The sequence below is a fragment of the Achromobacter sp. RT286_PF genome (assembly GCF_059760425.1).
Genome location: NZ_JCBAMR010000053.1, coordinates 1 through 13,220, shown reverse-complemented (window position 1 = coordinate 13,220; position 13,220 = coordinate 1). Strand labels below are relative to the sequence as shown.

Here is a 13,220-nt window from a genome sequence, read left to right as displayed (position 1 = left end):
GGGGCTTGCGCGGCGGGTGAGCGTTCAGGGGTATTCATTTCAGCAATCCGTCCTTGCGGAACATATCTTTGATGCCGCGCACCGCTTGGCGGGTGCGCTGCTCGTTTTCGATAAGAGCGAAGCGTACGTAGTCGTCGCCATACTCGCCGAAGCCGATCCCGGGGGACACGGCCACTTTCGCATCCGACAGGACACGCTTGGCAAATTCCAAAGAGCCCATCGCCCGGTAGGGCTCGGGGATCTGCGCCCAGATATACATGGACGCCTTGGGAATTTCCACATTCCAACCTGCTTCGTGCAGGCCGCGCACGAGCACGTCGCGGCGGCTTTGGTATTGGGCCACGATCTCGCTCACGCAATCCTGCGGGCCGTCCAGGGCGGCAATCGACGCCACCTGGATCGGCGTGAACGTACCGTAGTCGTGATAGCTCTTGATGCGCGCCAACGCGTTGACCAGCTCGCGGTTGCCCACCATGTAGCCGATGCGCCAGCCCGCCATGTTGTAGCTTTTGCTCATCGTGAAGAACTCGACGGCGACATCGCGCGCGCCGGGCACCTGCATGATGGACGGCGCGACATAGCCGTCAAAGGTGATGTCGGCGTAGGCCAGGTCATGCACCACCAGGATGTCGTGTTCCTTGGCCAGCGCCACCACGCGTTCGAAGAACGACAGGTCCACGCACTGCGCGGTCGGGTTGCTGGGAAAACCCAGCACCATCATCTTGGGCTTCGGGATGGACTCGCGCACCGCGCGTTCCAGCTCTTCGAAGAAATCGACGCCGGGCGTCATGCGCACCGAACGGATGTTGGCGCCGGCAATCACCGCGCCGTAGATGTGGATCGGGTAGCTGGGGTTGGGCACCAGCACCGTGTCGCCGCGATCCAGCGTGGCCAGCATCAAGTGGGCCAGGCCTTCTTTGGAGCCGATGGTGACGATGGCTTCGGAATCCGGATCGAACTCGACCGCGTAGCGGCGCTGATACCAATCACAGATCGCCTTGCGCAGACGCGGAATGCCCTTGGACACGGAATAGCCGTGAGTGGTGGGACGCGAGGTGGCCTCCACCATCTTGTCGACGATGTGCTTGGGTGTGGCACCGTCCGGGTTGCCCATGGACATGTCGATGATGTCCTCGCCCCGCCGCCGCGCCGCCATCTTGAGCTCGCCAGTAATGTTGAAAACGTACGGGGGCAAACGCTCGATGCGAGAGAACTTCCTCATGATGGGAATCCTTAGGGGCGGAAAGGGCGAAAAAACCAGGGCGCGGTCGCGCGAAGGGGAAAGGGGCTTAAAGCCGCGCCAGCACACGATTGCAGCGCAGCAAAACCCTGTAATCTAGCGCAACGACGGCCATGCGGCAAATGGGGCAAAAACGGGTCCGTTTCCCCATTGAAAAGACAGGCTTTTTTTGCCCTGTCCACACGCGCCAAAAACCACGTTGTTGCAAGGCAGGGAATCCGCTTATACCGTCAAGCAACGAAGCCCCCAACACTGCAACCCATGGCGAGTTTGATGCGCTATCATCAAGCCCATAAAGCCGGAGTTTTTATTGAAGCTGCATACTGATCCTGCGACGGCCGCCCTGAACACCGTGACTGCTTACGGTGAGGGGTATATCGAGGTCAACCAAGTTCGTTTTTCCTCGTCGGTCGCATTTGGCCCCGAAGGCGAAGTTACCGAATGGCCTGTTGACTCGCCGGCCGACATCACCTCTACCCTGTTGCACCAGGCGGCCGGTTTGACCGAGCCCGTCCGCGACCCGATGGCTTTTCTGGATGAACCGGAAGCCAGCCCCAGCCGCCCGGCCAATGCGCCCGAGGTATTGCTGGTAGGCACGGGCGCCCGGCAACAGTTCCTGCGTCCCGAAGTGTTGCGTCCCCTGTTGGCCATGGGAATCGGCGTCGAGATCATGGACACGCACGCCGCCTCTCGCACCTACAACATCCTGATGGCGGAGGGCCGGCGCGTGGTCGCCGCCCTCATCCCCCCCAATGGAGATCCACAGAAATGACGCCCAGCATCGGCAAGCCCGCCCCGCAATTCACCGCGGAAAGCACGATTGGTCCGATCAGCCTGGAACAGTGCCAGGGCCGTGCCGTGATCCTGTATTTCTACCCCAAGGACAACACGCCCGGCTGCACCACCGAAAGCCAGGACTTCCGCGACCTGCACGCCGACTTCCTGGCGGCCAGCGCGGTGGTCATCGGAATCTCGCGCGACTCGCTCAAGTCGCATGAGAACTTCAAGGCCAAGTACGAACTTCCTTTCCCGCTCATCTCCGACGCCGACGAAACCGTGTGCAATCTGTTCGGCGTCATCAAGCAGAAGAATATGTATGGCAAGCAGGTGCGAGGCATCGAGCGCAGCACCTTTTTGATCGACGCCTATGGCGTGCTGGTGCAGGAGTGGCGCGGGGTGAAGGTCCCGGGCCACGCCAAGGAAGTCCTGCAGGCCGCGAAAAGTATCGGTTAGCCGTACAGGAATACCCGTCAGGCGCTATTGCCGGCCCACCCTGGAGAGTGACGCATATGCCGCTTCCGAAGTTGCCCACCCGCCCCGCAGCCATCCTGACCTTCCCCTCGGGCGAATCCGCCCGGGCGCAGGCCCGCACTACCAAGACTGCCGCTGCGCAGTCCAGCACCCACGCCGCGCTTGCCGACGACGATGACGAGCTGCTTGTGCAGCCCGAACTTGACGGCATGGCCGAGCCGGCACGCAAGGCGCAGATTCCCGCGCCCGCCCGCCAGGTTCCTCCGCCCGCCCCCGCCGCCCCGGCGGCAACCCGCGCCGACACGCGCGCGGCCAAGACGGCGCCCGCCCCGGCCAAGCGCGGCAAGCCGCGCGCCCAGAACGAACCGCGCAAGCTGTTCGTGCTGGACACCAACGTACTGCTGCACGACCCCAGCTCGCTGTTCCGCTTTGAAGAGCACGACATCTTCCTGCCGATGATGACGCTGGAAGAGCTGGACCATCAAAAGAAAGGCATGTCGGAAGTGGCGCGCAACGCGCGTCAGGTCAGCCGATCGCTGGACGCGCTGGTGCAAGACGCCACGCAGCTGGACGAAGGGCTGGAACTGGCCAAGCTGGGCAACAAGGATGCCACCGGCCGCCTGATGTTCCAGACGACCGCCATCCACAGCACGCTGCCGTCCGACCTGCCCATGGGCAAGGCCGACAATCAGATCCTGGGCGTGGTGCGTGCCCTGCAAGAAAAATTCCCGCAGCGCGAGGTCGTGCTGGTGTCCAAGGACATCAACATGCGCCTGAAGGCGCGCGCGCTGGGCATGGCCGCCGAAGACTACTTCAACGACCACGTCCTGGAAGATTCGGACCTGATGTACACGGGCGTGATGCAACTGCCCGAGGACTTCTGGAACAAGCACGGCAAGGACGTGGAATCCTGGCAGCAAGGCGGCACCACGTTCTACCGTATCCATGGTCCGTTGTGCTCGCAGTTCGTCGTCAACCAGTTCGTCTACTTCGAAGGCCAGATGCCGCTGTACGCGCAGGTGCGCGAAGTCAGCGGCAAGATGGCGGTGCTGGCCACCCTGCGCGACTACACCCACGGCAAGAACAACGTCTGGGGCATCACGGCGCGCAACCGCGAACAGAACTTCGCCATGAACCTGCTGATGAACCCGGAGTGCGATTTCGTATCGCTGCTGGGTCAGGCGGGCACGGGCAAGACGCTGCTGGCGCTGGCGGCCGGTATCACGCAGGTGCTTGAGACCAAGCGCTACACCGAAATCATCATGACGCGCGTCACGGTGCCGGTTGGTGAAGACATCGGTTTCCTGCCCGGCACGGAAGAAGAAAAGATGTTGCCCTGGATGGGCGCGCTGGAAGACAACCTTGACGTCCTGAACATGGGCGACGGCGAAGGTAACGGCGATTGGGGCCGCGCCGCCACCATGGACCTGATCCGCTCACGCATCAAGGTCAAGTCCCTGAACTTCATGCGCGGCCGCACGTTCCTGAACAAGTACCTGATCATCGACGAGGCCCAGAACCTGACGCCCAAGCAGATGAAAACGCTGGTGACCCGCGCGGGCCCCGGCACCAAGGTGATCTGCCTGGGCAACGTTGCCCAGATCGACACGCCGTACCTGACCGAAGGCAGCTCAGGCCTGACGTTCGTCGTAGACCGCTTCAAGGGCTGGCCGCATTCCGGGCACGTCACCTTGCAGCGCGGCGAACGTTCGCGCCTGGCCGACTACGCGGGGGATGTGCTGTAAGGTCTGAACGATCACTGCACGCTCCGCAAAAAAAGCCCCTTGAAGAAACTTCAAGGGGCTTTTTCTTGCCTGGACCAATCAACCGACGGTGCTTATTTGTCGGCCGCGTTGGTGATGGCATTGCCGGCCCGGGACATATCGCGGCCCATGCCCGCCACGGTATTGCAACCGGCGAGCACGAATCCGAATACGACAAAGGCGGTCAGCACGATCTTGCCGCGCATGCTGTCAACTCCTGAACAAAAAAATCGATGCAAGTGTGTGGGGGTGAAGGTCAAACGATCTGCACGCGCAGTTCGCCCAGGCCTTCCACGCCACCGGTGATGACATCGCCTTGCACCACGGCGCCCACACCCTCCGGCGTGCCGGTGAATATGATGTCGCCCGGCTGCAATTCGAACAGGCCCGACAGGTACGAAATGCTTTCCGGGATGTTCCACAGCATCTGCGAGATGTCGCTGGATTGCTTGCGCTGGCCGTTCACGTCCAGCCAGATCGCGCCCTTGTCCAGGGTGCCCACGACGCTGCGCGGGTGGATCGGACCGATCGGGGCGGACTCGTCGAACGCCTTGCCGATTTCCCAGGGGCGGCCCTGCTTCTTCATTTCGCCTTGCAGGTCGCGGCGGGTCATGTCCAGGCCCAGCGCATAGCCCCACACGCATTCGTTGGCCTGCTCGACCGGAATGTCTCGGCCGCCCTTGCCCAGCACCACGACAAGTTCCATCTCGTAGTGCAGGTTCGAGGTCTTGGGCGGATACGACATTTTGCCGGTTTCACCGTCGGCAACCGGACGCACGGCGTCCGCGGGCTTGCAGAAGAAGAACGGGTCTTCACGGCCGGTGAAGCCCATTTCCTTGGCGTGTTCGGCGTAGTTGCGACCCACGCAATAGACGCGGCGCACCGGAAACAACGCGGCGCTGCCGTCCACGGGGACCGCGACGGGCGGCTGGGGAGGTAATACGTAGTCCATGAGCGATCAACCTATGACAAATACGTGACTGAAAACCGGCCAAATATCTTACCTCCGCGCGCGAGGCGCGGCGCGTAAGGTAAAAATCATCCGCGAGTTTATCCCTTTCCCGGCGCCAGGGGCGGCCGGGTTTCGTTCAGGAAAACGTAGGGATTTCACCATCGAAAACCACCAGGCGCTCGATGAAGCCGGCCATATAGGTTTTCATTTCCTGGTGCGCGGGCGACACCTGGTAGCGGTCATGGGCCGCCTCGTCAGCGAAGGCGGCCACCACCGCGTGCGTCAGGCCGTCGGCGCGGCTGGCCTGGTTGGGTCGAAAGGCATAGCCCGCCACCCCATCGCATTCCGCCAGCACCCGATCGCAATACACCTGGACGCGTTCATGAAAGCCGGCATCGGCGGCGGACGACAGTTGCAACATCACCACATGCAGAAACATCAGGACTCCTTCTTCGAACGCGTCGCTGCCAGCCAGGCGCGCGCAACCAATCCCATGATGCCGTCTCGCAACAGCAACACGCACAAGACAAAGATGGCCCCTTGCACGATCAGCACCCACGAGCCCAGCGGCGCCAGGTAGTTTTGCAGGGACACAAACGTGAAGGCCCCGGCCAGCGGACCGAACACGGTGCCGATACCGCCCAGCAGCGCCATCAGCACAACTTCGCCGTTGGCGTGCCAATGCACGTCGGTCAGCGAGGCCACGCCGAACACCAGTACCTTCAAGCCGCCCGCCAGCCCGGCCACCGAGGCCGACAGCGTGAAGGCCAGCAGCTTGTAGCGCGACGTGGAATAGCCTAATGAGCGGGCGCGCTGCTCGTTGTCGCGCACCGATCGGATCACTTCGCCAAAGGGGGAATTGAGCACGCGCAGCACGAAGGCGTAGCCCAGCGCGAACACGGCCAGCGTGAAGTAATACATGGGCATCACGTTTTGCAGGTCGAAAATTCCGAAGAGCTTGCCGCGCGGCACGCTTTGCAAGCCATCCTCGCCTCCCGTGAAGCCTGCCTGCACCGCAATGAAGTAGACCAGCTGCGACAGCGCCAACGTAATCATCGCGAAGTAGATGCCCTGGCGCCGGATGGCGATGGCGCCGAACAGCAGCCCCAGCAACCCGCCCGTGACCACGCCCGCCAACAACCCGAGTTCGGGTGTGGCGCCCAGCACCTTCATGACGATGCCGGTTGCATAGGCCGCCGCGCCGAAGAAGGCCGCGTGGCCGAAGGACAGCAGGCCCACGTAGCCCACCAGCAGGTTGAACGCCGCCGCGAACAGCGCAAAGCACAGCACCTTCATCAGGAATGTGGGATAGACGAACCACGGCGCCGCCAGCGCCACCACGGCCAGCACCGCCATGGATATCCGCATCGCGCGCCGGCTCAGTTGCACGGGCTGGCGCGTCGCTTCGGCCGCCAGCACGTTCTGCACCTGCAAGGGCTTGCCGAACAGCCCGGCCGGCTTGCACAGCAGCACCAGCACCATGATGATGAAGATCGCCAGGTTGGCGGCCTCGGGGTAGAACACTTTGGTCAGCCCTTCGATGATGCCCAGCCCGAAACCGCTGACGATGGCGCCCATGATGGACCCCATGCCACCAATCACCACCACCGCGAACACCACGACGACCAGGTTCGATCCCATCATCGGGCTGACCTGATAGATGGGCGCGGCGATCACGCCCGCCACCGATGCCAGCGCCACGCCCAGCGCGTACGTCAGCGTGATCAACAGCGGCACGTTGATGCCGAAGGAACGCACGATGGTCGGGTTCTCGGTTGCGGCGCGCAGCATGGCGCCCACGCGCGTTTTCTCGATCAGCACCCAGACCGCCAGGCACAGCACCAGCGACACGGCCACCGCCCAACCGCGATACCACGGCAGGAACATGAAGCCCAGGTTCACACCGCCGGACAAGGCCTTTGGGATGGTGTACGGCAGCCCCGACACGCCATAGGCCTGGCGCAGCCCACCTTCGATCAGCAGCGCGATGCCGAACGTGAGCAGCAGCCCGTACAGGTGGTCCATGCGATAGGTGCGCGATATCAGCAGGCGCTCGACCACCACGGCAAACACCGCCATGATGAGCGGCACCAGCACCAGCGCGGCCCAGTAGTTCACGCCCAGATAGTTGAGCAGCATCCAGGCCAGAAACGCACCGGCCGTGTACTGCGCGCCATGGGCAAAGTTGATGATGTTCAACAGACCGAAAATCACCGCCAGCCCGATCGAGAGCAAGGCGTAGAAAGACCCGTTGATCAGGCCCAGCAACAGCTGGCCGAACAGCGCCGTGGACGGCACACCGAAAATTTCGAACACAGGGATTCTCCTTTCAGACGCCCAGGCGGCGTGCGATCCGGGCAGGATCGCGGCGCGCCTCGTCCGCCGACAACTGATCGACCACGCAACCGTGCTCCATGACGTAGTGGCGGTCGGCCACCTTGGTCGCAAAGCGGAAGTTCTGTTCGACCAGCACGATGGTGAAGCCGCGTTCTTTCAGCGTGCGGATGGCGTGTCCGATCTGCTGCACGATGACGGGCGCCAGGCCCTCGGTGGGCTCGTCCAGCAGGATCAGCTGCGCACCGGTGCGCAAGATGCGCGCGATCGCCAGCATCTGCTGCTCGCCGCCCGACAGGTTGCCGCCGGAACTGGCGCTGCGTTCGCGCAGGTTGGGAAACAGCGTGTAGATTTCGTCCAGCGACATGCCGCCGTCGGCCAGGCGCGGCGGCAGCAGCAGGTTTTCGGTGACGCTCAAGCTGCGGAACACCGCCCGCTCTTCGGGGCAATACACCACGCCCAGCCGCGGGATGCGGTGCGGCGCCATGTTCACCGTTTCCTGCCCGTTCAAGCGGATGGAACCGCGCCGCTTGTCCAGAATGCCCATGATGGCGCGCAGCGTCGTGGTCTTGCCCGCGCCGTTGCGGCCCAGGATGGTCACAAGTTCACCACGCTGAACGTCGATGTTCACGCCGTGCAGCACGTGGGATTCCCCGTACCAGGCGTTAAGGTCGTTGATGGCCAGCATGTCAGTGCGCCTCCTCGTCCGAGCCCATGTACGCGGTGATGACGCGTTCATCGCGCGACACGGCGGCGTAATCGCCTTGCGCCAGCACCGCGCCGCGCGCCAGCACGGTGATGGTGTCGGACAGGTCCGCCACCACGGACAGGTTGTGTTCGACCATCAGGATGCTGCGGTTCACCGCCACGCGCCGGATCAATGCGGCGATGCGGGCCACGTCTTCCTGGCCCAGCCCCGCCATGGGTTCGTCCAGCAACATGATGTCGGGGTCCAGCGCCAGCGTCATCGCGATTTCCAGCGCGCGCTTGCGGCCATAGGGCAGCATGGCCGCCGTCGTGTCCGCCAGATTGGCCAGGCCCACCGCGTCCAGCAACTCCATGGCGCGTTCGTTCAGGCGGTCAACGCTACGGCGGCTGCGCCAGAAGCGCATGCCGTCGCCATGCTGGCGCATCAAGGCCACACGCATGTTCTGCAACACGGTCAGGCCCAGGAACACGGCCGAAATCTGGAACGACCGCACGATGCCCAGCCGGGCAATCTGCTCGGGTGCCAGCGCCGTGATGTCGCGCCCACGGTAATGGATGACGCCCGCGTCGGGCGTCAGAAACTTGGTCAGCAGATTGAAGCAGGTAGTCTTGCCGGCGCCATTGGGGCCGATCAAGGCGTGGATGGAGCCTTCGTGCAGGGCAAGGGTCACGCCATCGACGGCATTGAAGCCGCCGAAGCGCTTGACCAGCCCCTGTGCGGACAGAACCGCTGGGGTGCTTGGCGTCGTCATGGTGGGCCTCTTACATGCGGGCCAACAGGCCGCCGTCGATCGCCAGGACATGCCCGTTGACGAACGAGGCGGCCTTCGAGGCCAGGTACACCACGGCAGGCGCAACGTCTTGCGGCGTGGCCCATCGGCCCACCGGCACCGAGGCCGACAGGAAGGTTTGGAAGTCGGGGTTGTCTTGCAGCCCCTGCGTGAAATCGGTGCGCACAAAGCCAGGGGCCAGCGCATTACACGTGACGCCGCTGGCGCCGTATTCCACCGCCAGTGCGCGCGTGAAGGCGGCGATGGCGCCCTTGGCGGTGGCGTAGGCGGCAATGTTGGGCATGGTCGCCTGCCCCGCCACCGATGACATCAGCACGATGCGGCCGAAGCCGCGCTTGCCCATGCCCGGCAGCACGGCGCGCGCGCAATGAAACGCGCCGTTCACGTGCACGTTCTGCAAGGCCTGCCACTCGGCCGGCGTCATCTCGACAACGGGCTTGCGATTCTGGTTGCCGGCATTGCTGACCAATACGTCGATGGACAGGCCCGCGTCATCCAGACGCGCCACGGCGTCGGTCACGGCGCTCGCGTCGGCCACGTCAAAAGACACGCCATGAGCGTCGATTCCCAGCGCGGCCAGCTTGGCGGCCGCGGCGTCGCAGGCGGCTTGCGACAGGTCGTTGACCACCACCCGCGCCCCCGCGCGGCCCAGCGCTTCAGCGATGGCGTAGCCCAGGCCCCTTGCCGCGCCCGTCACCAGCGCGACGCGCCCCGCCAGACCGAACGTCTGGTCCAGATAGTCGTGTTTCAAGCTTGTCTCCTTGTTTTATAGGCATCGGATCTCTAGGTCCGGCCTGTGTCGCCCCTGCTTCTTCGTACAAAACACGGTTGACATGAATCTCAATATACGCGACTATTTTTGAACACTCAATAACAAGATTTTTGCTTTATCTTCGATAACGAGTTCTGGCTAGGAGACAATCATGGCCCTCGAAACCCCCGGCTGCCCCGCCGCGAATGCGCTGCCGCCCCTGGCGTCGCGCTTTCTGAAAGTGGCCGACCTGCCCTGGAAACCCACGCAAGTGGAAGGCATCGACATGAAGGTGCTGATGCAGGACAAGGAAACCGGCTTGCTGACCGCCCTGTTCCGCTGGCAGCCCGGCACCGAACTGCCGCTGCACGAACACGTGGAAGTCGAACAGACCTATGTGCTGGAAGGTTCCATCGTGGACGCCGAAGGCGAAGTCTGCGCGGGCGACTACGTCTGGCGGCCACGCGGCAACCAGCACATTGCGCGCGCCCCTAACGGCGCGCTCGTCCTCAGCTTTTTCTTAAAGCCCAATCTGTTCATCGACGCCTACGCCGGCCAGACGCTGGAGTAAGCCCCGGCTTTCTCAACCCGCACGACCCCGCATGACCGCCCGGCACAGGGCGGCGCGCAAAAGAACAAGCCCCCAAGGAGACACCCCATGAAGACCCGTATCAAGAACAGCCTTGCCGCCTGCGTGCTGGGCGCCCTTTCCATTCCCGCCATGGCGCAGGTATCGGACGACGTCGTGAAGATCGGCGTGCTGGGCGATCAGTCCGGCATGATGGCGGACCTGTCCGGAAAGTTCGGCGTGGAAGCCGTGAAGATGGCCGTCGAGGATTTCGGCGGCAACGTGTTGGGCAAGCCCATCGAGGTGATCTCGGCCGACCACCAGAACAAGGTGGACATCGGGGTGTCGGTGGCGCGCCGCTGGTACGAGAACGACAAGGTGGACCTGATCCTGGACGTGCCCAACTCGGCCATCGCGCTGGCCGTGCAGGACCTGACCCGCCAGATGAAGCGCGTGGTCATCTTCACCAGCGCGGGGTCGGCGGACCTGACGGGCAAGGCGTGTTCGCCCAACGGCATGCACTGGACCTACGACACCTACGCCTACGCCACCGGTGTGGCCAACGGCGTGATCGAGGACGGCGGCAAAAGCTGGTTTTTCATTACTTCCGACTACGCGTTCGGCCACTCGCTGGAACGCGACGCCATGGCGGTCGTGAAGGCCAAGGGCGGCCAGGTGGTGGGCAGCGTGCGCCATCCCATCGCCAGCTCGGACTTTTCGTCTTTCCTGTTGCAAGCGCAAGCGTCAAAGGCGCAGGTCATCGGCCTGGCCAACGGCAGCGGCGACACCATCAACAGCATCAAGCAGGCCTTTGAATTCGGCATCATGGGCAGCAAGCAGCGAGTGGCCGCACTGTTCATGAGCATCGTCGATGTGCGCAGCGTGGGGCTGGAATACGCGCAAGGGCTGAACCTGGTCGAACCGTTCTATTGGGACCAGGATGACAAGGCGCGCCAATGGTCCGAACGCTATTTCAAGCGCACGGGCCGAATGCCGTCGATGGTGCAGGCCAGCAACTACAGCGCCACGATGCACTACCTGAATGCCGTCAAGGCCGCCGGCACGGACGCTTCCGAACCCGTACTGAAAAAGATGCACGAGACGCCCATCAACGACTTCATGACGGAAAACGGCCGCATCCGCGAGGACGGCCGCGTCATGCGCGACCTGTATCTGTTCCAGGTCAAGAAGCCGTCGGAGTCCAAGCGCGATTGGGACTACTACAACCTGGTGCGCAAGATTCCGGCCGAACAGGCGTTCCGCCCGCTCAAGGACGGCGGCTGCTCGCTGGTGAAGTCGTGATGGACGGCGCGCTGTCGCTGTTGGCCGGCAAGCGCGCCGTGATCACGGGGGGCGCCAATCCCCGTGGCATCGGCGCGGCCGTTGTCGAGCTCTTCCTGGCGCAGGGCGCCAGCGTCGCGGTGCTGGACCATGCCTATGCCGAAGACGGCCCGGGCGCCCTGGTGGACGGCCGCGTCAACCTGCATTGCGACGTGTCGCGCGGCCCCTCGTGCGAGGCCGCGCTGGCCCGCGCCGTACAGGCGCTGGGCGGCCTCGACGTGCTGGTCAACAACGCCGGCATCGTGGCCGCCACGCGAATCTGGGAGCTGCCCGAAGACGAATTCCGGCGCATGGTCGACGTCAACCTGACGGGCACCTACAACGTCACGCACGCCGCCCTGCCCGCGTTGCTGGAAAGCACGCGGCAACCGGCCATCGTCAACTTGGGGTCCACCGCCGCCCTGCGCGGCGGCGGCCTGCTGGGCGGCTCGCATTACGCGGCGTCCAAAGGCGGCGTCATCAGTTTCACCAAGGCGCTGGCGCGCGAACTGGGCCCGCGCGGCGTACGCGCCAATTGCGTGGCGCCCGGCATTATCGAAACGGACATGACGCTGGGAAAATTCGGCGAAAATTGGGAACAAGAACTCAAACAGGGCATTCCGCTGCAACGTTTCGGCTCGCCCGCCGAGGTTGCCCAAGCCATTCTGTTCCTGGCCTCGGACCTGTCCTCTTATTCAACCGGCATCGTGGTCGACGTCAACGGCGGCTTCCACATTCACTAGGCACGTCCCCGCGCAATGAGCACTCCCGACCGCATGCTGTCCATCCTTGACCTTTTTCGCGACGACACCACCGCCGCGTTCCAGGAGGACGTCATGGCCCATCTGGATTGCTCGCGCGCCACCGCGTATCGCTACCTGAAATCGCTGACGGAAAGCGGGCTGCTGGCGCCCACCGCGGGCGGGGCCTACGTGCTGGGCTCGCGCATCATCGAACTGGACCGCCATCTGCGCCAGCACGACCCGCTGATGCGCGCGGCGCGCGACGTCATGCGCGCCACGGGCGACGAACTGCACGCCAACCTGATGTTGTGCAGCTACTACGGCGACAAGGTCATGTGCGTGGACCGCTACTGGACCGACAACTCGATCGAATCGAGCTATGCGCGCGGCCGGCCGTTCCCGATGTTCCGGGGCGCGACGGCCAAGCCCATCCTGGCGAATCTGCCGCCCTACCAGTTGCGCAACCTGATGCTGTGGCACGCGGCCGAAATCCGCGAGGCGGGCCTGGGTGAAGACTGGGACGAATTTCGCGCCAACCTGAAACGGCTGCGCACGGCGGGCGTATGCGTATCGCATGGCGAGGTCGACCCCGGCTTGATGGGGATCGGCGCTGCGATCTTCAGCCCCGAGCAAAAGGTGGTGGGCAGCCTGGTCTTCATTGCGGCCCAGGCGAACACGTCGGCATCGCGCCTTGACGTCTTGCAGGCGCGCATCCAGGTGGCGGCGGCCGAAGTGTCCCAGAACCTGCAAGCCCCACAAAGCAACGGCGCGGCGGCGATCGGCATCATGCCGTCGCGGC

The 13,220-nt window shown here is 63.8% G+C and carries 15 protein-coding genes; 7 read left to right on the top strand and 8 right to left on the bottom strand.

What is annotated here, in order from left to right:
* Positions 1 to 34 precede the first annotated feature (34 nt).
* Positions 35 to 1,222, bottom strand: a complete 1,188-nt coding sequence (alaC, locus tag AC6LJY_RS25785; protein WP_006218372.1) for an alanine transaminase — start codon at positions 1,220 to 1,222, stop codon at positions 35 to 37.
* Positions 1,223 to 1,550: 328 nt separating this feature from the next.
* Here alaC and AC6LJY_RS25780 point away from each other — a divergent pair, with 328 nt between their 5' ends.
* Genes AC6LJY_RS25780 through AC6LJY_RS25770 form a run of 3 tightly spaced genes read left to right on the top strand, consistent with a single transcriptional unit; the run spans position 1,551 to position 4,236 of the window.
* Positions 1,551 to 2,012, top strand: coding sequence for an Mth938-like domain-containing protein (locus AC6LJY_RS25780; RefSeq protein ID WP_498137070.1), 462 nt, complete (start codon positions 1,551 to 1,553; stop codon positions 2,010 to 2,012).
* The gene (locus tag AC6LJY_RS25775) at positions 2,009 to 2,473 is read left to right on the top strand and encodes a peroxiredoxin (RefSeq protein WP_046805545.1); all 465 of its coding nucleotides are present in this window, start codon (positions 2,009 to 2,011) and stop codon (positions 2,471 to 2,473) included. The genes AC6LJY_RS25780 and AC6LJY_RS25775 overlap by 4 nt, the downstream gene beginning before the upstream one ends.
* A gap of 56 nt (positions 2,474 to 2,529) precedes the next feature.
* Positions 2,530 to 4,236, top strand: coding sequence for a PhoH family protein (locus AC6LJY_RS25770; protein WP_104143223.1), 1,707 nt, complete (start codon positions 2,530 to 2,532; stop codon positions 4,234 to 4,236).
* 92 nt (positions 4,237 to 4,328) lie between these two features.
* On the opposite strand, the gene AC6LJY_RS25765 is transcribed toward AC6LJY_RS25770, so the two are convergent.
* The 7 genes from AC6LJY_RS25765 to AC6LJY_RS25735 all read right to left on the bottom strand — a co-directional run bounded on the left by AC6LJY_RS25765 (position 4,329) and on the right by AC6LJY_RS25735 (position 9,790).
* Positions 4,329 to 4,460, bottom strand: coding sequence for an entericidin A/B family lipoprotein (locus tag AC6LJY_RS25765; protein ID WP_006218367.1), 132 nt, complete (start codon positions 4,458 to 4,460; stop codon positions 4,329 to 4,331).
* A gap of 50 nt (positions 4,461 to 4,510) precedes the next feature.
* Entirely contained in the window at positions 4,511 to 5,206 is a 696-nt protein-coding gene (locus tag AC6LJY_RS25760; RefSeq protein WP_046802843.1) for a fumarylacetoacetate hydrolase family protein, read from the bottom strand.
* A gap of 136 nt (positions 5,207 to 5,342) precedes the next feature.
* The gene (locus AC6LJY_RS25755; protein WP_120154498.1) at positions 5,343 to 5,645 is read right to left on the bottom strand and encodes a Dabb family protein; all 303 of its coding nucleotides are present in this window, start codon (positions 5,643 to 5,645) and stop codon (positions 5,343 to 5,345) included.
* The gene (locus AC6LJY_RS25750) at positions 5,645 to 7,522 is read right to left on the bottom strand and encodes an ABC transporter permease (protein ID WP_046802841.1); all 1,878 of its coding nucleotides are present in this window, start codon (positions 7,520 to 7,522) and stop codon (positions 5,645 to 5,647) included. The genes AC6LJY_RS25755 and AC6LJY_RS25750 overlap by 1 nt, the downstream gene beginning before the upstream one ends.
* Before the next feature lie 13 nt (positions 7,523 to 7,535).
* Positions 7,536 to 8,228 carry an ABC transporter ATP-binding protein gene (locus AC6LJY_RS25745; protein WP_046802840.1) on the bottom strand — a complete coding sequence of 231 codons (693 nt, stop codon included), beginning with the start codon at positions 8,226 to 8,228 and terminating at the stop codon, positions 7,536 to 7,538.
* Position 8,229: 1 nt separating this feature from the next.
* Positions 8,230 to 9,000: an ABC transporter ATP-binding protein gene (locus AC6LJY_RS25740; RefSeq protein ID WP_104143218.1), complete on the bottom strand. Its 771-nt coding sequence runs from the start codon at positions 8,998 to 9,000 to the stop codon at positions 8,230 to 8,232.
* Positions 9,001 to 9,010: 10 nt separating this feature from the next.
* Positions 9,011 to 9,790, bottom strand: a complete 780-nt coding sequence (locus AC6LJY_RS25735) for an SDR family NAD(P)-dependent oxidoreductase (protein ID WP_120154494.1) — start codon at positions 9,788 to 9,790, stop codon at positions 9,011 to 9,013.
* A gap of 172 nt (positions 9,791 to 9,962) precedes the next feature.
* Here AC6LJY_RS25735 and AC6LJY_RS25730 point away from each other — a divergent pair, with 172 nt between their 5' ends.
* From AC6LJY_RS25730 to AC6LJY_RS25715, 4 genes are all read left to right on the top strand, one after another.
* Positions 9,963 to 10,361: a cupin domain-containing protein gene (locus AC6LJY_RS25730; RefSeq protein ID WP_046802837.1), complete on the top strand. Its 399-nt coding sequence runs from the start codon at positions 9,963 to 9,965 to the stop codon at positions 10,359 to 10,361.
* Positions 10,362 to 10,448: 87 nt separating this feature from the next.
* Positions 10,449 to 11,660, top strand: a complete 1,212-nt coding sequence (locus AC6LJY_RS25725; protein WP_046802836.1) for an ABC transporter substrate-binding protein — start codon at positions 10,449 to 10,451, stop codon at positions 11,658 to 11,660.
* Entirely contained in the window at positions 11,660 to 12,421 is a 762-nt protein-coding gene (locus AC6LJY_RS25720; RefSeq protein WP_498137069.1) for an SDR family NAD(P)-dependent oxidoreductase, read from the top strand. Before AC6LJY_RS25725 ends, AC6LJY_RS25720 begins: the two co-directional genes overlap by 1 nt.
* Before the next feature lie 15 nt (positions 12,422 to 12,436).
* Positions 12,437 to 13,220 (top strand): IclR family transcriptional regulator (locus AC6LJY_RS25715; protein WP_498137068.1); only part of this gene is annotated, 784 nt, incomplete at its 3' end.

Excerpts from the sequence above, each read along its gene's own strand:
- alaC (WP_006218372.1), bottom strand. The coding sequence starts at position 1,222 with ATGAGGAAGTTCTCTCGCATCGAGCGTTTGCCCCCGTACGTTTTCAAC.
- AC6LJY_RS25775 (WP_046805545.1), top strand. The coding sequence starts at position 2,009 with ATGACGCCCAGCATCGGCAAGCCCGCCCCGCAATTCACCGCGGAAAGC.
- AC6LJY_RS25770 (WP_104143223.1), top strand. The coding sequence starts at position 2,530 with ATGCCGCTTCCGAAGTTGCCCACCCGCCCCGCAGCCATCCTGACCTTC.
- AC6LJY_RS25765 (WP_006218367.1), bottom strand. The coding sequence starts at position 4,460 with ATGCGCGGCAAGATCGTGCTGACCGCCTTTGTCGTATTCGGATTCGTG.
- AC6LJY_RS25760 (WP_046802843.1), bottom strand. The coding sequence starts at position 5,206 with ATGGACTACGTATTACCTCCCCAGCCGCCCGTCGCGGTCCCCGTGGAC.
- AC6LJY_RS25755 (WP_120154498.1), bottom strand. The coding sequence starts at position 5,645 with ATGTTTCTGCATGTGGTGATGTTGCAACTGTCGTCCGCCGCCGATGCC.
- AC6LJY_RS25745 (WP_046802840.1), bottom strand. The coding sequence starts at position 8,228 with ATGCTGGCCATCAACGACCTTAACGCCTGGTACGGGGAATCCCACGTG.
- AC6LJY_RS25740 (WP_104143218.1), bottom strand. The coding sequence starts at position 9,000 with ATGACGACGCCAAGCACCCCAGCGGTTCTGTCCGCACAGGGGCTGGTC.
- AC6LJY_RS25730 (WP_046802837.1), top strand. The coding sequence starts at position 9,963 with ATGGCCCTCGAAACCCCCGGCTGCCCCGCCGCGAATGCGCTGCCGCCC.
- AC6LJY_RS25725 (WP_046802836.1), top strand. The coding sequence starts at position 10,449 with ATGAAGACCCGTATCAAGAACAGCCTTGCCGCCTGCGTGCTGGGCGCC.
- AC6LJY_RS25720 (WP_498137069.1), top strand. The coding sequence starts at position 11,660 with ATGGACGGCGCGCTGTCGCTGTTGGCCGGCAAGCGCGCCGTGATCACG.